General features: G+C 48.1%; 24 protein-coding genes, 1 tRNA gene and 1 pseudogene. 13 read left to right on the forward strand and 13 right to left on the reverse strand.

Going from position 1 to position 21,137, the window contains the following annotated elements; translation table 11 throughout:
- Positions 1–45 precede the first annotated feature (45 nt).
- The 11 genes from THAL_RS07960 to THAL_RS08005 all read left to right on the forward strand — a co-directional run bounded on the left by THAL_RS07960 (position 46) and on the right by THAL_RS08005 (position 8,351).
- On the forward strand, positions 46–822 hold the full coding sequence (locus THAL_RS07960; protein WP_012992600.1) for a cytochrome c oxidase subunit 3: 777 nt from the start codon (positions 46–48) through the stop codon (positions 820–822).
- A gap of 2 nt (positions 823–824) precedes the next feature.
- Complete coding sequence (locus THAL_RS07965; protein ID WP_012992601.1) at positions 825–1,598, forward strand: SCO family protein; 774 nt, start codon at positions 825–827, stop codon at positions 1,596–1,598.
- On the forward strand, positions 1,598–2,302 hold the full coding sequence (gene coxB, locus THAL_RS07970; protein ID WP_041434291.1) for a cytochrome c oxidase subunit II: 705 nt from the start codon (positions 1,598–1,600) through the stop codon (positions 2,300–2,302). Before THAL_RS07965 ends, coxB begins: the two co-directional genes overlap by 1 nt.
- Positions 2,303–2,316: 14 nt before the next feature.
- Complete coding sequence (locus THAL_RS07975) at positions 2,317–3,963, forward strand: cytochrome c oxidase subunit I (protein ID WP_041434133.1); 1,647 nt, start codon at positions 2,317–2,319, stop codon at positions 3,961–3,963.
- A gap of 92 nt (positions 3,964–4,055) precedes the next feature.
- Positions 4,056–4,544, forward strand: a complete 489-nt coding sequence (locus THAL_RS07980) for a V4R domain-containing protein (protein WP_012992604.1) — start codon at positions 4,056–4,058, stop codon at positions 4,542–4,544.
- The gene (locus THAL_RS07985; protein WP_012992605.1) at positions 4,541–4,735 is read left to right on the forward strand and encodes a hypothetical protein; all 195 of its coding nucleotides are present in this window, start codon (positions 4,541–4,543) and stop codon (positions 4,733–4,735) included. Before THAL_RS07980 ends, THAL_RS07985 begins: the two co-directional genes overlap by 4 nt.
- 15 nt (positions 4,736–4,750) lie before the next feature.
- On the forward strand, positions 4,751–5,260 hold the full coding sequence (locus THAL_RS07990; protein ID WP_012992606.1) for a hypothetical protein: 510 nt from the start codon (positions 4,751–4,753) through the stop codon (positions 5,258–5,260).
- Between the two features lie 97 nt (positions 5,261–5,357).
- Positions 5,358–5,498, forward strand: a complete 141-nt coding sequence (locus tag THAL_RS08425; RefSeq protein ID WP_169301979.1) for a hypothetical protein — start codon at positions 5,358–5,360, stop codon at positions 5,496–5,498.
- Positions 5,499–5,502: 4 nt separating this feature from the next.
- Positions 5,503–5,940, forward strand: coding sequence for a cytochrome c oxidase subunit II (locus tag THAL_RS07995; protein WP_012992608.1), 438 nt, complete (start codon positions 5,503–5,505; stop codon positions 5,938–5,940).
- 12 nt (positions 5,941–5,952) lie between these two features.
- Positions 5,953–7,674, forward strand: coding sequence for a cbb3-type cytochrome c oxidase subunit I (locus THAL_RS08000; protein ID WP_012992609.1), 1,722 nt, complete (start codon positions 5,953–5,955; stop codon positions 7,672–7,674).
- Entirely contained in the window at positions 7,671–8,351 is a 681-nt protein-coding gene (locus tag THAL_RS08005) for an SCO family protein (RefSeq protein ID WP_012992610.1), read from the forward strand. The genes THAL_RS08000 and THAL_RS08005 overlap by 4 nt, the downstream gene beginning before the upstream one ends.
- Here THAL_RS08005 and THAL_RS08480 read toward each other — a convergent pair.
- The 6 genes and pseudogenes from THAL_RS08480 to THAL_RS08030 form a co-directional block, all read right to left on the reverse strand.
- Positions 8,340–8,801, reverse strand: a complete 462-nt coding sequence (locus THAL_RS08480; protein ID WP_342606915.1) for a cytochrome-c peroxidase — start codon at positions 8,799–8,801, stop codon at positions 8,340–8,342. The genes THAL_RS08005 and THAL_RS08480 overlap by 12 nt on opposite strands.
- 15 nt (positions 8,802–8,816) lie before the next feature.
- Positions 8,817–9,355, reverse strand: a pseudogene (locus THAL_RS08485) (cytochrome-c peroxidase); the annotation flags it as partial.
- 155 nt (positions 9,356–9,510) lie between these two features.
- Positions 9,511–10,164, reverse strand: a complete 654-nt coding sequence (pgl, locus tag THAL_RS08015; RefSeq protein ID WP_012992612.1) for a 6-phosphogluconolactonase — start codon at positions 10,162–10,164, stop codon at positions 9,511–9,513.
- On the reverse strand, positions 10,139–11,458 hold the full coding sequence (locus THAL_RS08020) for a glucose-6-phosphate dehydrogenase (RefSeq protein WP_012992613.1): 1,320 nt from the start codon (positions 11,456–11,458) through the stop codon (positions 10,139–10,141). Before THAL_RS08020 ends, pgl begins: the two co-directional genes overlap by 26 nt.
- The gene (gene gnd / locus THAL_RS08025) at positions 11,451–12,353 is read right to left on the reverse strand and encodes a phosphogluconate dehydrogenase (NAD(+)-dependent, decarboxylating) (RefSeq protein ID WP_012992614.1); all 903 of its coding nucleotides are present in this window, start codon (positions 12,351–12,353) and stop codon (positions 11,451–11,453) included. Before gnd ends, THAL_RS08020 begins: the two co-directional genes overlap by 8 nt.
- A 45-nt stretch (positions 12,354–12,398) precedes the next feature.
- Positions 12,399–12,791 (reverse strand): hypothetical protein, encoded by a 393-nt coding sequence (locus THAL_RS08030; protein WP_012992615.1) that lies wholly within the window; start codon positions 12,789–12,791, stop codon positions 12,399–12,401.
- 22 nt (positions 12,792–12,813) lie between these two features.
- On the opposite strand from THAL_RS08030, the gene purH reads away from it, so the two are divergent.
- Positions 12,814–14,331: a bifunctional phosphoribosylaminoimidazolecarboxamide formyltransferase/IMP cyclohydrolase gene (purH, locus tag THAL_RS08035; RefSeq protein ID WP_012992616.1), complete on the forward strand. Its 1,518-nt coding sequence runs from the start codon at positions 12,814–12,816 to the stop codon at positions 14,329–14,331.
- Here the strand turns inward: purH and purQ are convergent.
- Genes purQ through ilvB form a run of 4 tightly spaced genes read right to left on the reverse strand, consistent with a single transcriptional unit; the run spans position 14,321 to position 18,198 of the window.
- Positions 14,321–15,004 carry a phosphoribosylformylglycinamidine synthase I gene (gene purQ / locus THAL_RS08040; protein ID WP_012992617.1) on the reverse strand — a complete coding sequence of 228 codons (684 nt, stop codon included), beginning with the start codon at positions 15,002–15,004 and terminating at the stop codon, positions 14,321–14,323. The two genes, purH and purQ, sit on opposite strands and share 11 nt — an antisense overlap.
- Entirely contained in the window at positions 15,001–15,213 is a 213-nt protein-coding gene (purS, locus tag THAL_RS08045; RefSeq protein WP_012992618.1) for a phosphoribosylformylglycinamidine synthase subunit PurS, read from the reverse strand. Before purS ends, purQ begins: the two co-directional genes overlap by 4 nt.
- A gap of 10 nt (positions 15,214–15,223) precedes the next feature.
- Positions 15,224–16,447 carry a tRNA (N(6)-L-threonylcarbamoyladenosine(37)-C(2))-methylthiotransferase MtaB gene (mtaB, locus tag THAL_RS08050; protein WP_012992619.1) on the reverse strand — a complete coding sequence of 408 codons (1,224 nt, stop codon included), beginning with the start codon at positions 16,445–16,447 and terminating at the stop codon, positions 15,224–15,226.
- On the reverse strand, positions 16,444–18,198 hold the full coding sequence (gene ilvB, locus THAL_RS08055; protein ID WP_012992620.1) for a biosynthetic-type acetolactate synthase large subunit: 1,755 nt from the start codon (positions 18,196–18,198) through the stop codon (positions 16,444–16,446). The genes mtaB and ilvB overlap by 4 nt, the downstream gene beginning before the upstream one ends.
- 94 nt (positions 18,199–18,292) lie before the next feature.
- Between ilvB and THAL_RS08060 the strand changes: the two genes are divergently transcribed.
- Positions 18,293–18,763, forward strand: coding sequence for a zinc metalloprotease (locus THAL_RS08060; RefSeq protein ID WP_169301988.1), 471 nt, complete (start codon positions 18,293–18,295; stop codon positions 18,761–18,763).
- Here the strand turns inward: THAL_RS08060 and THAL_RS08065 are convergent.
- The 3 genes from THAL_RS08065 to THAL_RS08075 all read right to left on the reverse strand — a co-directional run bounded on the left by THAL_RS08065 (position 18,756) and on the right by THAL_RS08075 (position 20,995).
- Positions 18,756–19,172 carry a nucleotidyl cyclase domain-containing protein gene (locus THAL_RS08065; RefSeq protein ID WP_012992622.1) on the reverse strand — a complete coding sequence of 139 codons (417 nt, stop codon included), beginning with the start codon at positions 19,170–19,172 and terminating at the stop codon, positions 18,756–18,758. The genes THAL_RS08060 and THAL_RS08065 overlap by 8 nt on opposite strands.
- 15 nt (positions 19,173–19,187) lie before the next feature.
- A complete protein-coding gene (gene polX, locus THAL_RS08070) occupies positions 19,188–20,912 on the reverse strand; it encodes a DNA polymerase/3'-5' exonuclease PolX (RefSeq protein WP_012992623.1) in 1,725 nt (574 codons plus the stop codon).
- Between the two features lie 10 nt (positions 20,913–20,922).
- Positions 20,923–20,995: transfer RNA gene (locus tag THAL_RS08075), tRNA-Phe, on the reverse strand.
- Positions 20,996–21,137 lie beyond the last annotated feature (142 nt).

The following is a 21,137-nucleotide window of genomic DNA, read 5'->3' on the forward strand; positions in this document are numbered from 1 at the left end:
TGATTTATATCATTAATGTAGCGCATAAAAGAAGGAGGTGGAAAGATGGCACACGAGGGGACTCACGCCGCACACCACGAAACCAGCCCGTGGGGTCTACCCACGGGGTTAGTGCCGTTGTTTCTTTCGTTAGCCGCCGTTGCTTACTTCGGTTGGCATCAGCCTCTTCTGGCCCTCGTATTGGGAGGAGTAGGTCTGGTGCTCTTTGTGTTGGGTGTAACGGGGTGGGCAGCGGAGTATTTCTCAAGGGGTAAGGATGAGGGGCTTGGTTTTCAAGGAATCATCTGGTTTGTCTTTGCGGAGGTAGTCATATTCGGTTCGGTGATAGCGGGTTTTTGGACAGCGCGGGTGACGCACGCCACCGAGTGGGTAACCAAGTGGATTCCCGAGGGAGGAATGAATCTATCTCTCGTGGCTCTTCTCACTGTAATACTCTGGATATCCAGTTACACCATATGGAGAGCTGAGAAATCTCTCGAGCATGGAGATGTAAACGGCTACAGGTTGTGGCTGATAGCTACTATGGTGCTCGGTAGCTTGTTCATACTGCTTCACGCTTTAGAATGGAACCATCTGTGGCAAAAGGGCTTTACCATAAGTGCCAACATGTATGGAACCGGTTTTTACACCCTTACTGGGATACACGCTTCTCACGTACTGGTGGGGATAGGTATGCAACTCATCCTTCTCCTAAACAGTTCTAGAGCCTTGGGCAAGATAACGCCCATAAGAGCAGCTAGCTATTACTGGCATTTCGTGGATCTGGCGTGGCTCTTAGTGGCTGGGACCGCCTACATAGTAGGATCTTACGGTAGGTTCTAGCCATGGGCCTTCTGGCTGTACTTGTACTTCTCTGGGGCTTGGCCTACGCCGTTCCACTGCCGAAGGAACCTGTTAGCTTCTTCGATGCTTCCGTTCTGAAGATAGAGGAAGAGAAGTATTTGGGCACCTCGGTACCTGACGTCACCTTCGTGGACCAAAGTGGTACATCCCATCGTCTGAGGGAGTTCCTTAACGGAAGGCCGTTAGCCCTCATACTGGCTTACTTCTCTTGTGACGCAGCGTGCCCATTAGTAGTGAAGCACGCCGTAGAGGCTTCCAGAGGTCTGGAGGGACGCTTTAGGGGTCTTGTCCTCTCCTTTGACCCTCAGGATACTCCACAGGATATAGGTAGGTTCAAGGAAAGGCTTCATCTTCCGGACACGCCCTCTTGGCACTTCGGGGTGATGAGGGAGGAAGATATAAAACGGTTAACGACAGCTTTGGGATACAAGTACTTTTATTCAAGGAAGGACAGGGTTTTCGTACATCCCAACGTGGTGGTGTTTCTAGACGCACGTGGCAGGGTAGTGAGGTACCTGTACGGCATAACCCCTAGGGAGCGTGACTTCAGACTGGCTGTAGCAGAGGCCTCTCTCGGTAAGGTAAGTCCTAACAGTTTGGTGGATCTGGCCTTTTTGGCATGTTACAGGTACAACCCCAGGGAAGGTCGGTACAGCCTGAATCCCGTGGTGGTTTTAGGGACCGCCGGCCTTGTTCTTGGTGGTGTCACCTTTGTTTACGCCGTGATAAGACGTAAAAGGGAGGTACAAAGATGATGAGGTACATGCTGTTACCATTGATTTTACCTCTGACCCATGTGCTGGCCAGTGAGCCCCTCGCTTATCCAAGGGTTTACTGGGAAAACTCTGTAAAGGTGTGGCTTGTGGTAGCTATAGCCATATACATACTGGTGGCTATCCCCTCCATCTACTTCGCCATCAAGTACCGCTACAGACCAGGACAGCACGAGGAGGGAGAACACATTGAAGGGAACACCGCTCTTGAGATAGTGTGGACAGTAATCCCTACAATAATTGTCCTGTTTTTGGGTACTTACTCCTTTGCCAACTTTGTTAAGCAGAGGAATGCTCCGGAAGGAGCTATGGAACTTAAAGTTACCGCCTTCATGTGGGGTTGGGAGGTGGAGTACCCCAACGGTAAAAAGATCTTCGCCTTTTTTAATCCCGATGGATTCACCGCACCAGAGGATCAGAAGGTCTACATACCTGCCGGCAAACCTGTGAAGGTGTACCTCACATCCAGGGATGTCATCCACTCCTTCTTTGTGCATCCTGCCAGGATAACGGAGGACGCTGTACCTGGAAGGATAACCCACACATGGTTCCAGATCAACAAACCAGGCGAGTACTTTGTGTTCTGCAGAGAGTACTGTGGTACGTGGCACTCCCACATGTTTGCTATCCTTAAGGTGGTTCCCGAAGGAGAATTTAACAGATGGCTTGGAGTAACAACACAATAAAAGGAGGTGTAACCATGGCTGTAGCACACACACCATCTGTACCTTGGTTTGGGGCCACTCTAAAAGAGTGGCTGTTTACCACAGATCACAAGAAAGTTGGTATGCTGTACCTCGTTACGTCTCTTCTCTACTTTATAGTAGCCGGCATATTTGGTTTGATTATAAGGTACGAGCAGTCGGCACCGGGTATCCAGCTGCCTTCCCTCTTTGGTCAGACCGGTGCAGATCTGTATAACTACATACTCACTGGTCACGGTGCCGTCATACTTCTGTGGTGGGCCGTTAACGTATGGGTAGGAGGTTTTGCCAACATTCTGGTACCCCTCATGATAGGAGCTAAGGACGTAGCTTTCCCGAGACTGAACGCTTTCGGTTATTGGTCCTTCTTTGGTGCAAGCGTTCTCGTACTGTTAACCCTCTTACCCAACAACTGGATCAAGATGCTGTGGACAGGGTACCCACCTTACTCCCTTAACGAAAATGCAGGTTCCACTATACTTTACGTTACTATAGTCCTCCTGTACGGCATATCCTCCACCGCAGGTTCGGTGAACATGGTGACCACCATAGTGAGCCTCAGGGCAAAGGGGTTAGGGTGGACCAAACTGAACCTCTTCGTTCACTCCATAATGGCTGCTAGTCTCATCAATCTGTTTGGTGTACCGGCTCTCATGGGTGCTGTTCTCTTACTCTTCACCGACAAGTATCTTGGTACCAACTTCTATAACCCTATGCTGGGTGGTGATCCGTTACTTTACCAGAACTTACTATGGTTCTACTCACACCCAGTGGTTTACATAATGATCCTGCCAGCTTTTGGCGTGTTCTCGGAAGTGATATCCACCATGTCCCGTAAACCTATCTTCGGTTACATATCTATGATGTTGGCGATATATGCCATAGCGGTGGTGGGATTCTTCACGTGGATACACCATATGTTTGTGTCGGGTGTACCTGACTGGATAAGGGTCCTCTTCTCATACACTACGCTGTTTGTGGCTGTACCTACGGGTATCAAAATCTTCAACTGGGTTGCCACCCTCCACAGAGGTGCTATAAGGTACAACACTCCCATGTTGTTCACATTAGGGGGAATACTCATGTTCCTGATAGGAGGCCTTACGGGTATACCCAACGCCATGGTGTCCATAGATCTCGGTATATCAGATTCACTGTTCGTGGTGGGACACTTCCATTACGTTCTTGGAATGGCACTTACCTTTGGAGCCTTCAGCGGTATGTATTACTGGTATCCCAAAATCATAGGGAGGATGTACTCGGAAACCTTAGGGAAACTTAGCTTCTGGCTCATGCTGATAGGGGCCAACATCTTCTACTTCTTCCAGATGTACATGGGAATGGCTGAAGGCATGCCTAGGAGATATCCTGACTATCCTCCCATACCAGAATGGATCACCCTTATGCAGATACAGACGGTAGGAGCTGTTATCCTCTCAGTAGGCATACTTCTCTCTCTGATAAACTGGATAAAGAGTCTCAGAGGTCCAAAGGCGGAGGACAATCCGTGGAAATCACCCTCTCTCGAGTGGACCATGACAGATACACCGGTAGGACCCCATAACTTTAAGAAATATCCTATAGAGGTGCCTGAGGACTGGCATCCCTACGCTTATTACAAGGGTTACCATGTGCACGTGTGACCGTCTTGGGTGCACCTCGTGCTGTGCCTTCCCCCTGCGGGGGGCCTTTTTGTTTAGTGAACGTGCCAGGTGTATGGTGGCAAGATTTTATCATGATGCACTTTGATGATTTGCGTATAAGAGGTGCTTTGAGGAAACACGGCTTCTTTGTCCTGAAAGAACCTGTACAGGAGTTTTATAAAAGTATGTTTCGCTTTACGGGTATAGGTTTGGGAGGAATACTCCATATGGCGGGGAAAAGTGCCGGCTTAAAGGCTGGCAGACTCATTCTTGAACTTACGGAGGGTAAAGTAGATAGAAGTAATCTGAGGGATGTTTTGGAAGTATTCCTTGTGGAAACAGGTACGATAGAAAGCATAGTAGAGTGGGAAATGGGGGAAGATTCTATACTGCTGAGCGTAAAGGGAAGTGTATTTGCAGAGGGTATGGAGAGTAAGAAACCAGTTTGCATACCGTTACAAGGAGGGTTCGCGGGTGTTCTAGAAGTACTCTTAGGAGGTCGTTGGGAAGGTAAGGAGATAGAGTGTAAAGCCTGTGGAGGAGAAGTATGTAAGTTTGAACTTAGGAAGGTTCCATCATGATGCACTTTGATGATGAGAGCAGGAAAAGGGTACGTCTGATAGGCCTGATAGTAGCCGGTGTTGTTTTAGCGAGCTTCATGACGGGTCTCATGGGTATGGTGCTGTCCCGAGAAAACAGAGAGTATTTCATCACAAGGTTGAAGAACATAAAGAAAGTCCCCTACTTAAGATTTGACAGGGAGAAGCGATAGCCTAACCTTATCTTTATGGAGCAGAGGGAACTGGCCCATCTTTTGGTGATACTGTCGGGTCTTCTGAGGGCTACAGGTATAGCGTTAGTCATATACTTCATATTCTCAGGAGCAAGACTAAGGTATGTGTTTCTCACCGTCATAATCACTATCGGTGGTATATTCAGTGCCGTGTTGGGATTTATTCTTGGTATACTCTCCTTCTATCACGCGCTGTTGTACGAAGTTTTTGCAGGCCTTGTTCTAATTTCTCTGGTTTACATGGCTAGGCGAGAAAAAACCGTTCTCCCGAAACCTAAGCTACCCCCTCAGGCCAGATGTGCCCTGTGTGGAGCCTACATAAAACCGCATGACAACTACAGTGCTGCCAAGTGTGGTGATACCGTACTTTTCTTTGAATCACCAGAACATCTCATAAGATTCCTGGAGGACTTTGACACCTACGTTAAAGCAAAGGAACTAAACCTTAAAGAGCCCTCCCACATATTCGTGCGTTCTGAGGGTGCTTGGAGAAGGTGGAAATAGGATTTTAGTATATTCTTATCTTAAACCAAAGAAATGAGAATATTTTACGCTTGATAATATCTTGACAATGAGTATAAGCACAGCTTATATTTTCATTATGAAAACTTATGGAGGTGGTGCCATGCAGGAGAAGGAACCTTTCTTCCCACGAGGGGCCGTTGCCTTCATGGTGTTCATGCTGGCCTTCTACGCTCTGGTATGGGGTAGTGTTTATCTGACGCTGCTTTCAAGGAGGTGATGCCATGGATAGGGCGGAGCGTACCGCACTATTTACTGCAGTAACCTTTCTGGGTATTTTCTTCGGTCTGTTAGTGTACGCCGCTAAAGGTATGAACGTAGACGTACCTACGTGTATCACCGATGTGAAACCCTTTACCGAAGGTAAGGTAATTCAACACGCTCCCAACAGGTACGAGATCCACTATCTGGCACGCATGTGGTACTTTGAACCAAGTGATGTGGAGATACCAGCAGGTTCAACGGTGGACATATACCTCACCAGCGCCGATGTGATTCACGGCTTTCATATAGACGGGACCAACGTGAACCTTATGGCCATACCCGGTACCGTGGCATACGCTCGTGTTAAGTTTGACAAGCCGGGTGTTTACCATATAGTGTGCCACGAGTACTGTGGCATAGGCCACCAGGACATGGCCACCAAGATAGTAGTCAAGTAAGGAGGGAAAGCCATGCGTGTAGACAGCAGCATAAGAACCGTTATAGTGGGTGAGATAGTCTTTGCTATAGTGCTCCTTATCTTTGGTATCTACCACGGCCTTATGCAGGTCCTTTACAGGGCCGGTGTCATCAAAAGCATGTCCTTCTTAGGCATAGAGTACTATCAGGGTCTTACCCTTCACGGTGTTATAAACGTTATAGTCTTTACCACTATAGTGATCGTAGCCCTCGGTAACGCTGTCTTCCTGTACTACCTTCAAAAACCCCTCAGGCCAGCCGTCCAGTGGACCAGTTTCATCATGATGGTGGTAGGTACCCTGATGGCGGCGTGGGCCATGTTTACTGGTAAAGCCAACGTTCTCTACACTTTCTATCCTCCTCTGGTAGCTCACTGGACCTTCTACGTAGGTGCAGCTCTATTACTGGTAGGTTCTGTTATACCTCTCTTCTTTGACTGGCTTCCTAACTATGTATCCTGGAGAAGGGAGAACCCTGACAAAAAGGTTCCGCTGGCTGTTTATGGCATGTTGATAAACCACATCATGTGGGTCATAATGTTGGTACCCGTCGTTATAGAGGTTCTGTTTCAACTACTCCCTCTCTCCTTGGGTCTGGTACAAGAGGTAAACCCTTCCTTGGCAAGAACCTTATTCTGGGCCTTTGGACACCCTGTGGTTTACTTCTGGCTCTTACCTGCCTATGTGATGCTCTACACTGTTCTTCCCAAAGTAGTAACCGGTGATGGTAAACTTTACTCAGATGGTGCAGCCAGATTGGTGTTTATCCTCTTTCTTATATTCTCCTTCCCTGTAGGTCTTCACCACCAGTTTACTGAACCCGGTATTACCAATAACTACAAGCTTATCCATTCCCTTTTCACCTTCGGTGTTGCGGTACCTAGTATGCTGACGGCCTTCACGGTAGCAGCATCCTTGGAGTACTCTATAAAGTCCAAGTACCCTGAATTGAAGAACAGCCTCTTCTACTGGTGGACTAAGATACCCTACATAAGCCTGGAAGGAGACAAGTGGCTCGTATCTTACTTTATGGCAGGACTCTTCCTGTTCTTTGTGGGAGGTGTGACGGGCATAATAAACGCATCCTATAACATGAACCTGGTGGTACATAACACTTCCTTCGTGCCCGGACACTTCCACACCACGGTGGGTGGTTTGGTGACCCTTGTGTTCTTGGGTATGTCTCTCTACCTCGTTTCTAAACTAACAGGTAAAGACATAAAGTTTAAGGGGCTGGCTGTTATAGCTCCCTGGTTATGGTGGCAAGGTATGTTGATATTTGAGTACGCCATGTCGGTGGCAGGTATTCACGGTTTCCCCAGAAGAACCAACACTGGTCTCACTTACCTTAATCCAGACTCTCCTCTGTACAGACCTGAGTGGGTAGGGTATGCGGAGCTTTCCGTCTTCGCGGGCGTGTTGATAGTCATCGGTTTTGTTCTGTGGGCCATCTCCTTCTTCGGTACTCTCCTGTCCTCTCCCGTGAGAGAACCTGTGCTGGAGCTTCCTTCTGCCGAAGCTTACCACGATGAGAAGATGCCTGCCCTTCAGAAACTGACGCCTTGGGTGGTGTTCTCCAGTCTCCTGTTCCTCGTATCCTATATTCCACCCCTTTACGATGTCACCAAGAGGGGCGTCTTCTTCGATTCTCCCGGATACAACGATAAGAGCCCTGTACCTATCACAAAGCCCCCAGCATCCAGTAAGTCAGAATGAAACGTCCCCTCGTGTGCCTTTTCTTGCTTTTGGTGGGGCTTATGCCCCACTTCTTTTCTTATTCACAGGAAGGTTCAACGGGTATACCTCCCGATGAGTCCCGTGTGCTGGGAAAACCTTTACCTGACATCACCCTGATAGACTCTTATGGAAATACCTTTCACCTTTACTCTCTTAAGGGAAAACCCATTATTTTAAGTCCCATCTATACTAAGTGTCAGTCCGCATGTCCCCTTATAACGGACTCCCTTAAGAAAGTAATACCAAAGCTGGGTGTACCCGGTAGAGACTTCTGGGTTCTCTCCTTCAGTTTTGACCCTTCCGATACTGTGGAGGATCTTAAGAGGTTCCAGATGGAACACCAACTGGACGGTGTAGGGTGGAAGGTGGTAAAACCTGTCAGTAGAGAGGAGCTTTTTCGCTTTCTAGACGCTATAGACTTTAGGTTTATGACAACCGATAATGGTAGAGACTTTGTACATCCTAATCTGGTGCTGATAGTATCTCCCGATATGAGAGCTCTTAAGTTCGCCTACGGCGTGGTTTTTAAGGAGGAGGACCTGAAACCTGAACCCAAAGGTCCTACGTATCTGTTTTTCTTTGCCCTCGCTGGCTTTATAGCCAGCGGCCTTTATCTGACGATTTTCTTAGCCAAAAGGAGACCATCAAGGAGGTAAAATAGGTGGTTTTCTGGCGTGCTCGGGTATGGGACCTGTTAAGCTTTTCAGAAAGGCCACTATGTCCCTCACCTGTTGCTCCGAAAGGTCTATACCCAACTGAACCTTGCCCATTATCCATACAGCTTTTTCCAGACTGTCCACAGATCCGTCGTGAAAGTAAGGAGGGGTCATGGCTACGTTTCTCAGTGGTGGTACTTTAAAGACGTACTTATCCTCCTCCTTTTTGGTGACAGCGTACCTTCCTTCGTCAATTTCCTTGCTTCCTGTGTACTTCCAATAAGGTTCTACTATTCCAAACTTCTGGTACATGTTCCCACCCACTAGGGCACCGTTGTGGCAAGCTACACAACCTACCTGTATGAAGGTTCTAAGTCCCCTCTTTTCCTCTGCGGTGAGAGCTTTTGTATCACCTTTGAGGAATTTATCAAAGCGGGAAGGTGTTACCAATGTTCTCTCAAAAGCACCGATGGCCTTGGCTATGTTCTCGGCTCTTATAGGGTTTGGATCTTCAGGAAAGGCCCTCTTGAAGAGCTCCCTGTATTCCTTAATCTTAGTTCTTCTACATGTTCGTAAGACGGATTGCCGAAGGCGGGAGGACCTATCAAGGATTGCTTAGCCTGATCCTCCACATCCTTTCTATTTCCTATCCAGTGCTGAACAAATTGTCCGGCTGCGTTGAGAACCGTGGGGGCATGTCTCGGTTGGATCTCTATGGCACCCATCTGCTTGGGAGCCGGTGAGGCGTAGTAGTACTCTATGGCGTGGCATGTGGCACAGCTTATCATGTCGTTCACCGAAAGTCTTCTCTCAAAGAAAAGCATCTTTCCCAGCTCCACTTTCTGGGGAGTGATGGGGTTGTCGGGAGAGGAGAAGTTGGTTGGTAAAGGTGAAAAGTACTTACGTGCTTCTTTTAAAAGCTCCGCATCTGATGAATCCGCCGATAAGGAAGGTGCTATAGCCACCAGCGTAGAAAGGACAGCCAGCACTCTCTTCTTAAGCATGATTCAACTTATTTACCCAAACTGTGCAAAGTTACACAGTTGGGTGCCGGGCTATTTGTAACGCGCCCTTTGAGGGTGTCCAGAGACCCGGCAGGCGCCATTTGGACACCCATCATTCTTTATCACCTCCTCCCTTTGAGGGTAAAATCTAGAACTCAGAGAATCTTTGTGAATGTGTGGCAGGTCATATCGCTGAACAGATAGGTCCCTCTTCTCCCCCGTACCCTGCCGGCCGGTTTGTTAACGTCGTAAAGGTCCTTCCTTATCACATGTTGTTTTTCCTCCCCTTTTACCAGAAACACTACAAGGCATGAGGATCTAAGGTACTCCTCTGTAAGGCTTATACGGGTGATTCCGTCTGGTGCTTTGGTAACACATACCTTCTCTGTCACTGCATGACAGTGGGTGGCAGGAAAGATGGAGGCTGTATGTCCGTCTACCCCTACCCCCAGTAAAGCCATGTCTAAAGAAGGGGGTAAGAGGTACGAGTAAAGCTTGGCAGACTCTGTGGGAGGCAGAGAGGTGTCCACCGGGAAAAGGCGTGCTTTGTATCCTAGGTTTTCTCTTATGTTACGGTAGTTACTGGCGGTGGAGGTAATGTCCACGTAACGCTCGTCACTAAGATAAAAGAAAATCCTATCCCACGCTAAGGGTTGTGTAGAGAGAAGTCTGTAAAACTGCATAGGTGTTTTCCCTCCCGCGATGGCTACGTGAAAGCTACCCTTCTTCTGGAGAAATTTATCACATACCCTTCTAAAAAACCTCAGTAAGCCTCTTTCCACTTCAGAGATACCACTCTCTCTGTTCATTTTTTAAAAACTCCAGTGCAAAGTGGGGAAGTTCAACACCCTGAGGATAAGGTAAAGGTGGAGATGTGTCCTGTAGGAGGGGTTCCACCTTCTGCCAGAGAGCTTCCACCTCGTCATCTCTTATGAAGAGGCTTTGATCTCCCTCCATAATGTCTTCTAGAAGAGTTTCGTAGGGTGAGGTATCAACTCCCTGCGTTGTACTGTGTTCTATCGTGGTTTCTATCGGGCAAGCCATGAAGTTCCAGTTGGGGGGCCTGAGTTCGATACTTATCTTTATCTTACTTTCCGGGCTTACTTGGAACACCACGCGGTTTTGCCGGGGCATACAGTCAAGAAGGGCCATGAAACCCTTAGGTATCTTCCTGAAAACTACCGTTATTTGAGTGAGTCTTCTGGCAAGTTTCTTACCTGTCATGAGATAGAAGGGAACATCCTGCCAGCGGAGGTTATCCACGTAAGCCTTAGCCAGTACAAAGGTTTCCGTGCGGGAACCTTTCACCGGATAGCCTATATACTGACCTTTCACAAAGGAGACAAAGGACAGGTTTTTCAAAAGCTTCACTTTTTCGTCCCTTATGGCCTCCTGTTCCATGCAACAGGGCGGTTCCATGGCGGTGAAGGTGAGTATCTGGAGCAGATGGTTCTGTAACATGTCCCTTACAGCACCCACCGAGTCGTAGTAACCCTCCCTCCCTTCTACCCCTGTATCCTCTAAAGCCAGTATCTGTACGTTATCCACAAAGTTCCTGTTCCACACACCTTCAAAAAGTATGTTGGAGAACCTTAGGGAGAATATGTTCTGCACCGTGTCCTTACCAAGAAAGTGATCTATACGGAATATCTCCTCCTCCACAAAGTACCTCTTCAACAGACTGTTGAGCTTACGGGCAGAGGTCAGGTCGTAACCGAAGGGTTTTTCTATAACTATGCTCCTTGGGTTGGTAAAGTTTCTAAGGATTATACCCAGATTCCTCACCGCATCTTCAAAGAGAGAGGGAGGTAAGGCCAAATAGAAGATCAGTTTCTTACCTTTCAGAGAACTGAGTTCCTTTGCGAGAAGTTGGTAACTTTCCTTACTCCTCACGTCAAAGGGCATAAACTTACAAAGAGCTTTTGCAGAGGAGCTAAAAGAACAGGCCACCTTCTCCCAGTCTTCCCTGCTGGATCTGGCAAGGGAATAAACGGCCTTTATCTTCTTACCCTTCTCTATGAGCCGGGCAAGGGCTGGCAGAAGCTTCTTTCTGGCAAGATCACCGGTACCACCCAGTATGAAAAAAACCGTATCGTCAGCCATCTCTTCTCTTGGGAGTGTGCCTACCGAACTGATACCGAAGAGCTGCCAAAAGCCTATCTCTGAAGGAGTTGTTTTGTCTGGATCTGAAACGCATAAAGAGAGCAAGGGCTATGGCGGGTGCAGGCAGACCTCTTTGTATGGCTTCTAAGATGGTCCACCTGCCTTCACCCGTATCCTCCACGTAAGGCTGTATGTCTTCAAGCTCCCCCTCTTCTTGGAAAACCTTCTGGGTAAGCTCCATCAGCCATGACCTTATGACACTACCTTCGTTATAAAGACGCGCCACCTTTGCCAGATCGTACCTAAAGGGACTTTCTTTCAAAAGCTCAAACCCTTCTCCTATTGCTTCCATCATAGCGTACTCTATACCGTTGTGTACCATCTTGGCATAATGCCCCGCTCCCGAAGGACCAAGGTAAGCGTATCCCTTTCCTCTGTAAGCGAGGTCTCTGAAAACCTCCTCCGCCCATAGGAAGGCATCCTCTTCTCCTCCCACCATGAGACAGTACCCTTCCTCTTCTCCGTAAACACCTCCACTTACCCCTACATCCAAAAAGTACACACCCTTCTCCTTCAACCTGTGGTGACGTGCCTGCGACGAAAGATAGTGGGAGTTTCCACCGTCCACCACCACATCCCCCTCCGAAAGGAGGGGTAGTAAATGTTCCAGCACGTCATCTACTACGGTGTGAGGTACCATTATCCACAGTAGCTTTCTCTCGGTGCCAAAAAATTGATGGATCTCGTGGTAGTTGTCTAAAAGGGTTATGTAAGTACCCACAGAATTTCTCGCGGATGGGTCTGGATCGTATCCGCCCACGGTGTGACCTGCAGCTGAAAGGCGCCTTGCTATTCCCCTCCCCATTCTTCCGAGACCTATAACCACCAGTTTCATAGACCAAAATTATAAGGAAGAGGAGCTAAAGAATCTACCTGGGCCTCACCTGAGGGCGATCTCTACTTCAAAGGTGGCCTGACCGGTGTTGTCGGTAGCTTTCAGCTTTTTTATACTGAAACCTGAGTCTTCTAAAAAGTAAACCAGTTTGGGTATCTCGGAACCGGGTACATCTCTCAGCTTAACTTCGTAGCCCATCTCGGTGGTCTTTATGGAAACCACTTGCAGAGGAAACTGTTGCAGCTTCTGTTGAAGGAAACTTTCCGAAAGTTCCTGTTTTCTACCCAGTTTGGCTGACTGTAAGAGCAGAAGGAACTCTTTGTAGCGGAGGTACTCTTGGTAAAAGGCTTCCTTCTCCTTCTGGATGTGAAGAAAGAAAGAGAAACTGAGCCCTGCAACCCCTGCCCAGAAAGCGATGTGGAGAGCTCTTCTGCTCATGCTTTTATTTTAAAATGTTCTCATGCGAGCCATTATTTCCGTTTACCACAAGGAAGGTGTAGAAGAGTTGGCTTCTGTTCTGGTAAACTTGGGTTATGAGATAGTTTCTTCGGGTGGCACAGCCCAGTACCTCAGGGAGAGAAGAATACCTGTCACAGAAGTTTTTGAGATCACCGGCTTTCCAGAGATTCTCGGTGGAAGAGTAAAGACTCTTCATCCTGCAATCCATGGGGGTATACTCCTGAGGGACTGGAAGGAGGAAGACGTTAAGGAAGCAAAATCTCTGGGGATAAAACCGATTCAGGTGGTGGTGGTGAACCTCTATCCCTTTGAGGAGAAGGTAAAAGAGAACCTGGAGGAAGAAGATCTTATAGAGTTCATCGACATAGGTGGTCCTACTCTTCTGAGAGCAGCTGCCAAAAACTTCAGGAGAGTGGTGGTGGTGTGTGATCCCAAAGACTACAGTTGGGTAGCCAGTAAGCTGAAGGAAGGAGGTTTATCCTTAGAAGATAGGAGATGGCTTGCTTTAAAAGCCTTTCACTACACCGCTTATTACGATGGTGTTATATCTCAGAAACTGGCCGACATGTGGGGTGTGGAAGAGCCCTTTGAGGTGTCTGCTTTTCCTTTACGAATTGTGGGAAGGCTCAGGTACGGAGAGAACCCTCACCAAAGAGGGTATCTTGCCGAAAACCCTTTGGAGGATCTTGGGATAGTAAGGGCAAGGGTGTTACAGGGTAAGGAGATGTCCTTCAACAACTACCTGGATGCAGATAGTGCTTTTAGGCTCGTGTCGGAATTTACCAAGCCTGCGTGTGTTATTGTCAAACATACCAATCCGTGCGGTGTGGCTGTAGGAAACGATCTTATTTCTGCCTTTGAGAAGGCGCTGTCTACAGATCCCCAGTCTGCTTTCGGTGGTATCGTGGCCTTCAACGACACGGTTAAAGAGAAGTTAGCGGAGGTCTTGGTGGAGCGTTTCTTTGAGGTGATAGTAGCTCCGGAATTTGACGATGCTGCCATCAGAGTTCTGGCCCGTAAGAAGAACTTAAGGGTTGTTCAGGCTCTCGGTTTTGGCTCATGGTGGGACATAAAGAAGATAAGCGGTGGTTTCCTCCTTCAGGAGGAAGACAGGACAGATTATCAGGACTGGCAGGTGGTCACCACCCGTAAACCCTCCTACAGGGAAGAAGAAGATCTGAAGTTTGCCTTCAAGATATGCAAGTACATAAAGTCCAACGCTGTGGTTATAGCCAAAGACGGCATGACGTTAGGTATAGGCTCAGGGAATGTTTCGCGTGTTGACAGCGTGAGATGTGCTATAGAAAGAGCCTTACGCTACGGGTTTGATCTGAAAGGGGCTGTGCTGGCTTCAGAAGCTTTTCTACCCTTCCGTGATAACGTGGACATAGCGGCACAGGTAGGTATAATCGCCATAGTACAGCCCGGTGGTTCTGTGAGGGATAGAGAGGTCATTGAGGCATGTGAGGAGAAAGGAATAAGTATGGTCTTTACCAAGACACGCCACTTTAGACATTAACTATAGAGTGCCACAGAATTATACCGTCGTGATAACCGAGAAGGTCCTCACAGGCTCTCTCCGGGTGGGGCATAAGGCCAAAGACGTTGCCCTCTCTGTTACATACACCGGCTATGTTACCCACCGATCCGTTGGGGTTGGCTTCCTCCGTTACGTTACCGTCTGCATCACAGTAACGCAGGATTATCTGTCCGTTCTCCTCCATCCGTCGCAGTTCATCTTCCGGAACATAGTATCTACCTTCACCGTGAGCTATGGGTAGGCGTATCACTTCACCTTTTTCGTAGCTTCTTGTAAAGGGTATACTGTTGTTTTCTACCCTCAGATAGACATCCTTACACACGAACCTGAGATGGGCGTTCTTTAGAAGAGCTCCCGGTAGGAGGTGCAACTCTGTGAGAATCTGAAAGCCGTTGCATATTCCCAGTACGAGGCCACCCCTGTGGGCAAAATCCACCACCGCATGAGCTAAGGGTGTTCTGCTGGCTAAGGCTCCAGCTCTTAGATAATCGCCAAAGGAGAAGCCACCCGGTAGCACCACACAGTCCAAGCCGTCTATCCTTCGTGTCTCGTGATCCAGAAACACCACCTCTTGGTTGAGAAGGTCCCTTATGACGTAGTAAGTGTCATAATCGCAGTTGGATCCCGGAAAGACGCACACGCCGAACTTCATTCTATAATGTACTCCTCCACAAGGGGGTTTATTAAGAATCCTTCCACCAACTTCTTGATATCGGTCCCTTCCTCCACCTCCAGCTCCACCACTTTACCTACCTTGACGTCCTTTACGGTAAAACCGTTGTCGGTGAGCATCTCCTTGACAGCTCTGCCTTCGGGATCCAGAAGACCGCGCTTAGGCATTATGAGAACTCTCACTTTCATGAAGAATAGATTATACAACAACCTCTACCACTCTTCCCGCAGGTAGTTCCACAGATCTCTCTATCTCCAAGTAGTTCTCAGTAAGGAGCTTTCCCTCACCCAAAACGGTAGCCCTCAGCTTCTTACCTTCACATCTCTTCCTAAAGCTTTCCCTCTTTCTTGTGTCTAACTCTTTTAGGATCTCCACGCGCCTATCTTTGACGGAGGAAGGAACTTTGCCCTCCATCCGGGAAGCTTTCGTGAAGGGTCTGTCTGAATAAGGGAAGATATGCATGTAAGCTATGGGTAAACTTTCTAAGAAACGGTAAGTCTCCTCAAAGTCCTCCTCTGTCTCTGTGGGGAAGCCTACTATGACGTCGGTACCTATGGCAGAGAGAGGTCTCTTTTCCACCAACTTTTCTACCAGTCTTCTGTACTCATCGGGTGTGTAACCTCTTTCCATCAGCTGCAGTATCCTAAGAGAACCGCTCTGAAGGGGAAGGTGAAAGTGAGGAGCTATCTTCTCCTCTTCTGTAATGATGGTTAGAAGTTCCTCTTCCAGCTCTGCAGGATGCAAAGATGATAGCCTTATGAGCTTGATACCTTCTATCTTTACCATCTCCTTAAGAAGCTTTCCCAAAGTGGTGCCCATATCCCAACCGTACTGGGAAAGCTGGGTTCCCGTTATAACCACCTCTTCAAAACCCTTCTGCGCCAGAAGATGTATCTCCTCCAGAACCTTCTGAGGTGGTACACTCCTCACCTTTCCTCTCGCGTAGGGTATAACACAGAAGCTACAGAACTTGTTACACCCTTCCTGAATCTTCACAAAAGGTCTGGATCTTTCGTAGAAGGTCACCAAATGAAAACTCTCCAAAGTGCTCTGCCGGAAGATGTTCTCCACCGCTACCCTCTGACCCTTTCCCTGAAGATACTCCTCTACCAGATCCACCAAGCGAGTTTTGTGGGTGTTTCCTACCACCAGATCCACCTCTTCCATGGTAGACAGCTCGTGGGGTTTTATCTGGGCGTAACAGCCGGTTACCACTACCACCGCGTTGGGATTGTTACGCTTTATACGGCGTATGGCTTGACGGGAGGATCTTTCCGCCTCCTTTGTAACGCCGCAGGTGTTTACCACGTATATGTCGGCATCGTCGCCCAAGATGTATCCCTTCTCTATAAACTTCTGGAGGATGAACTGTCCGTCAAAGAAATTGCTCCTACACCCTAAGTTTACTACCCTGACCTTCATCCTACCAGGTACATGGTTTCGGCTTCCACGCTTTTCTTTCCATCATCCAGTATCATGTCTCTGTAGGATTTGCCTGCAGGTACCATAGGAAGCACGTTCTCCTCTCTGTCTACGTGAAAGTCCATTATGACAGGTCTGTCATCTATCCTGAGGGCTTCCTCTATTATCTCCCTCACGTCGGAGGGTTTTTCTGCCCTAAAACCTACAGCGCCGCAGGCTTCTGCCAGTTTAACAAAATCTGGTTGTACGCTGAGGTCTACCTCCGAATAACGTTTTTCGTAGAAGAGCTCCTGCCACTGACGCACCATACCCAGATAACTGTTGTTGATGATGGCCACCTTAACGGGCACCTTGTATTGCACAGCAGTTACCAGCTCCTGCATGGTCATCATAAAAGAACCATCTCCGTCTATAACAAACACCTCTTTATCGGGTCTTCCTATCTTGGCTCCTATACCTGCCGGAAACCCGAAACCCATGGTACCTAGTCCACCTGAATTGATGAACTGCCTGGGATAGGAGTAACGGTAGAACATGGCAGCCCACATCTGGTGTTGTCCTACGCCGGTGCATATGATAGCGTCCCCTCTGGTGGCTTCGTATATCTGTTCTATAACGAACTGGGGTTTTATCACTTTGTCGGATTTTTTGTAGGTGAGGGGATGAAGTTTTTTCCACTTTTCTATCTGTTCCAGCCACTTTTGTCTTTCCTCAGGGAAGAGAATTCTGGCTCCTTCTTTTCTGAGATCTTCCAGTATCTTCCTGAGGACCACCTTTACGTCTCCTACTATGGGAACATCCACCACTATGTTCTTGGATATGGAAGCTGGATCTATGTCTATGTGTATGATCTTGGCTCTCGGTGCGAACTCCTCCACTTTACCGGTGACCCTGTCATCGAAACGTGCTCCCACCGCTATGAGAAGATCACAGTGGTAAACAGCCATGTTGGCGTAGTAAGTACCGTGCATACCCAGCATATGGAGCGCCAAGGGGTGGTTTTCTGGGAAGGCACCTTTACCCATGTTGGTGGTGGTAACGGGGATCTTCATCATCTCCGCAAGTTCCACCAACTCCTTTTGGGCTTCCGATTGAACCGCACCACCACCCACGTAAAGGACGGGCCTTTTGGCCTCCATAATGAGTTTTACAGCTTTCTTGATCTGTTGTGGGTTTCCTTCCACGTGAGGTTTGTAACCGGGAAGAGACTCTTTTACTTCTTCCAGTGTGGGTATTCCCACATCCGAAAGCTTTTGTGTTATGTCTTTGGGAATATCCACCAAAACAGGTCCAGGTCTTCCCGTACGGGCGATGTAAAAGGCTTGTCTCAGTATGAGGGGAAGATCCTCTATCCTTTTGACCAGAAAGTTGTGTTTAGTGATGGGACGGGTTATACCCACTATATCTACTTCCTGAAAGGCATCGTTACCTATCAGGTGAGTGGGTACCTGGCCAGTTATAAACACCACCGGTACCGAGTCCATGTAGGCGTCCGCTATGGCTGTAACTAAGTTTGTGGCTCCGGGACCAGATGTGGCCATAGCTACGCCTACCTTACCCGTTGCTTTGGCATAACCTTCTGCCATATGGCCAGCTCCCTGCTCATGTCTTGCCAGTATATGTCTTATTCCCCCATCTCTGTAAAGGGCGTCGTATACCTCCATAATGGCACCACCAGGATGGCCGAAGATCACTTCCACACCTTCCTCTTTGAGGACTTCTATAACTATATCTGCACCCTTACGTGTCATCCTTTACCTCCGTGAGCAACAGATAGTGATAGTTAAATATAATTATTTCTTCCTAAATGGGATAGGTTTTGTATACATCGTGGCTTTCGGACAGGTGGAGAAAAGATTGCTGCTGGCTGTAGCTAGCAGTATAAAAAGAAACTTTTCCGTGGATGTGCGTCACTCTTCTGTCGTCACCCTTCCACCTGTGAAGTACTCCCTCCACAGAGAAGAGTGCCCCGTAAGTTTATTCCTGGACTATATGGAAGGTCTTCATTTTCCCAACATGCTTCGGATAGTGGGTCTTGTAGATGTGTGCCTGAGGGATGAAGAGAGAACCATTTGGGGTAAAGGAGTAACGGGGGGAAGGTCAGTGGTGGTTAGTGTTCCCCTTCTCAAAACTTACGACGAGAAGGTTTTCTTTGAAAGAGTTTGTAAAGAAAGTGTGCGTCAGCTGGGCATGTCTTTCGGACTGCCTCCCTGTGAGAAAAAGAACTGTGTTATGTACGTACCTTCATCCCTGCAGGAGCTGGATCAACAAGGGACAGACCTCTGCCCTCTGTGTAAGGAAAGATGGGTTAACTGAGAAAACTGCAGGGAATGCCATTTTCTTTTGCACGATCCCGGAGAGAGGAGATAAGCTCTTCGTAAGTTCCCCCATCGTCAGGATAAGACACCACCACGTACCTTCCCTCCTCACCCATGAAACTCCGTACACCTTCCATAAGTTGTTGTGCCCCTCCTTTATCAGTACCTGGCAGAAAAGCCAGCATAATGTCTCCTTCCACAAAGATGACATCGGAGGACCTCATGGTGGAGGCCACCACGTGAGCGTACTCCTCCTTCATATAGGGAAGCTTTGCCAACACAAGGGAGAAACTTTCCACAAGGGGAGTCCTCTCCCTGATACCCAGCGCCCACCTTATCCTATTGAGTTCACCTATCTCGTGTTCTACGAGGAGCCTCACACACGCCAGATTTCCCACCCTCGCCATGTAAGGTATTATAAATCACCTTTTCCTTCTAACGAACTCCCGTACATCTTCCACGCTGAAGGTGTTAAGGACTAAATGAGGGACCGCCCAACCTCTCCTAGCCAACCCAACACCCAACTTGAGATACCTAAGGTGGGATGGAGCGTGTGCATCTGTAACCACCGCCACCATGGTACCCACCTCCATACACTTCCTTACAGCCTCCGGTGGTAGGTCCATCCGAAAGGTGTTGATTTCCAGAGCTGTGCCTGTCTCTTTGGCCATACTTATTACCTTATCCAGTTGTATAGGATAGCCTTCCCTACTGCCGTAAGATCTACCTGTAGGATGTCCTATGAGGTTCACATAAGGGTTTTCCATAGCTTTAAGGATCCTGTAGGTGTTATCCTGATTCAAGCGTGAGTGTATGGAGGCCACCACGAAGTCAAACTCCTGTAGGAACTCGTTGGGTAGATCCAGACTTCCGTCAGGTAGTATGTCTACCTCACATCCTCTGAGGATGTAAAAACCTTTAGGATTGTAGTAGGTGTTGAGTCTTTCTATCAACTTCCACTGCATACGGAACCGTTCCATATCCAGACCCTTTGCCACCCTCGCGGAAGGAGAGTGATCCCCTACCACTATGTACTGAAGCCCCAAACGGTATGCGGTTTCTGCCATCTCCTCCAAGCTTCCCATACCGTCACTCCAGTTGGTGTGCAGATGGAAGTCCCCTTTTATCTGTTCCCACTCTACCAGCTTTGGGAGTTTCCCCTCAAGGGCCAGTTCTATCTCTCCTGTGTTTTCTCTTATCTCAGGTGGTGGTGTTTGCATACCCACCAAACTGTAAACCTCTTCCTCTGTTCTACCTCCCAGCCACTCTTCTGTGTCTGCTCTAAAGACACCGTACTCGCTTAACTTTAATCCTCTAGCTTTAGCTATATCCCTTACCCTTACGTTGTGTTCTTTAGAACCTGTGAAGTACTGAAGAGCGGATCCCCACTGGTGAGGTTCTACGGTACGCATATCTACCTGCCTTCCGTTTTCTAAAAGTATGCTGGATTTGGTCTCTCCCTTCCCCAGTATCTCCTTCACTCCCTGAAAGGTCACAAAGTGATTGTGGATCTTACTCCACACCTCTTTTGGCGCTGCTACCAGAAGATCTATATCTCCCACCGTCTCCTTTCTTCTGCGGAGGCTTCCTGCCAACTCTATGTTGGTGTAAAGATCCTCTATCTTCTGCATGTGAAGGAGAATATCCTCTCCCAGCTGATAAGCTTCTATAAGACTCATACGTTCTTTTGCTCTCTCGTAAAGCTCCAGACCTCTCATTATGTTCTGTAGTTTTTTCTCTCCCATTCCCGGTAAACTGGCTAAAACACCACTCCTGACAGCCCTTACGAAGTCATCTTTACTTCTTATACCCAGCTTGTCGTAAGCCAGCTTGAGAGTTTTTGGGCCTATACCCGGCACATCTAGAAGTTCCAACAGGTCTTCGGGAACCTTCTCTTTGAGCTCCTCGTACTTGGAAATCTTGCCAGTTCTCAGATACTCCAGTATTTTTTCTACACTGGACGGACCTATACCAGGTATGTGGTATATCTTTCCTGTCTTGACCAGCTCTTCCACATCCGTACCTAACTCTGAGAGGATGTTGGCCACTCTCCTGTAGGTGTTTATACGGTAGGGATTGTCACCGAGAAACTCGAGGATATCGGCCATCCTCTCAAAGATGCGAGCTATCTCTTTGTTTTTGGACATCCTTAAAAGATGGCCCAGGGCGGACTTGAACCGCCGACACCCCGGTTTTCAGCCGGGTGCTCTACCAACTGAGCTACCGGGCCTTGGATTGAGATAATATTAACACCAACCTCCGAAAGGTGTCAAGATCTCCTCCAGAAGGTGAACCACTTTTTAAACTCCAGTAAAAAGAAAACACCTGACGGAACTAAGAGAGAGTAAAGGAGAATCTGTGGGGTTACTACC

This window comes from Thermocrinis albus DSM 14484, from assembly GCF_000025605.1.
Classification (GTDB): domain Bacteria; phylum Aquificota; class Aquificia; order Aquificales; family Aquificaceae; genus Thermocrinis; species Thermocrinis albus.

Excerpts from the sequence above, each read along its gene's own strand:
- gnd (WP_012992614.1), bottom strand. The coding sequence starts at position 12,353 with ATGAAACTGGTGGTTATAGGTCTCGGAAGAATGGGGAGGGGAATAGCA.
- THAL_RS07980 (WP_012992604.1), top strand. The coding sequence starts at position 4,056 with ATGATGCACTTTGATGATTTGCGTATAAGAGGTGCTTTGAGGAAACAC.
- THAL_RS08000 (WP_012992609.1), top strand. The coding sequence starts at position 5,953 with ATGCGTGTAGACAGCAGCATAAGAACCGTTATAGTGGGTGAGATAGTC.
- THAL_RS07965 (WP_012992601.1), top strand. The coding sequence starts at position 825 with ATGGGCCTTCTGGCTGTACTTGTACTTCTCTGGGGCTTGGCCTACGCC.
- pgl (WP_012992612.1), bottom strand. The coding sequence starts at position 10,164 with ATGAACAGAGAGAGTGGTATCTCTGAAGTGGAAAGAGGCTTACTGAGG.
- THAL_RS07995 (WP_012992608.1), top strand. The coding sequence starts at position 5,503 with ATGGATAGGGCGGAGCGTACCGCACTATTTACTGCAGTAACCTTTCTG.
- coxB (WP_041434291.1), top strand. The coding sequence starts at position 1,598 with ATGAGGTACATGCTGTTACCATTGATTTTACCTCTGACCCATGTGCTG.
- ilvB (WP_012992620.1), bottom strand. The coding sequence starts at position 18,198 with ATGACACGTAAGGGTGCAGATATAGTTATAGAAGTCCTCAAAGAGGAA.
- THAL_RS08065 (WP_012992622.1), bottom strand. The coding sequence starts at position 19,172 with ATGGCGAGGGTGGGAAATCTGGCGTGTGTGAGGCTCCTCGTAGAACAC.
- THAL_RS07975 (WP_041434133.1), top strand. The coding sequence starts at position 2,317 with ATGGCTGTAGCACACACACCATCTGTACCTTGGTTTGGGGCCACTCTA.
- THAL_RS07990 (WP_012992606.1), top strand. The coding sequence starts at position 4,751 with ATGGAGCAGAGGGAACTGGCCCATCTTTTGGTGATACTGTCGGGTCTT.
- purH (WP_012992616.1), top strand. The coding sequence starts at position 12,814 with ATGCGAGCCATTATTTCCGTTTACCACAAGGAAGGTGTAGAAGAGTTG.
- purQ (WP_012992617.1), bottom strand. The coding sequence starts at position 15,004 with ATGAAGTTCGGCGTGTGCGTCTTTCCGGGATCCAACTGCGATTATGAC.
- mtaB (WP_012992619.1), bottom strand. The coding sequence starts at position 16,447 with ATGAAGGTCAGGGTAGTAAACTTAGGGTGTAGGAGCAATTTCTTTGAC.
- purS (WP_012992618.1), bottom strand. The coding sequence starts at position 15,213 with ATGAAAGTGAGAGTTCTCATAATGCCTAAGCGCGGTCTTCTGGATCCC.
- THAL_RS07960 (WP_012992600.1), top strand. The coding sequence starts at position 46 with ATGGCACACGAGGGGACTCACGCCGCACACCACGAAACCAGCCCGTGG.
- THAL_RS07985 (WP_012992605.1), top strand. The coding sequence starts at position 4,541 with ATGATGCACTTTGATGATGAGAGCAGGAAAAGGGTACGTCTGATAGGC.
- THAL_RS08425 (WP_169301979.1), top strand. The coding sequence starts at position 5,358 with ATGAAAACTTATGGAGGTGGTGCCATGCAGGAGAAGGAACCTTTCTTC.
- polX (WP_012992623.1), bottom strand. The coding sequence starts at position 20,912 with ATGTCCAAAAACAAAGAGATAGCTCGCATCTTTGAGAGGATGGCCGAT.
- THAL_RS08030 (WP_012992615.1), bottom strand. The coding sequence starts at position 12,791 with ATGAGCAGAAGAGCTCTCCACATCGCTTTCTGGGCAGGGGTTGCAGGG.
- THAL_RS08020 (WP_012992613.1), bottom strand. The coding sequence starts at position 11,458 with ATGGCTGACGATACGGTTTTTTTCATACTGGGTGGTACCGGTGATCTT.
- THAL_RS08005 (WP_012992610.1), top strand. The coding sequence starts at position 7,671 with ATGAAACGTCCCCTCGTGTGCCTTTTCTTGCTTTTGGTGGGGCTTATG.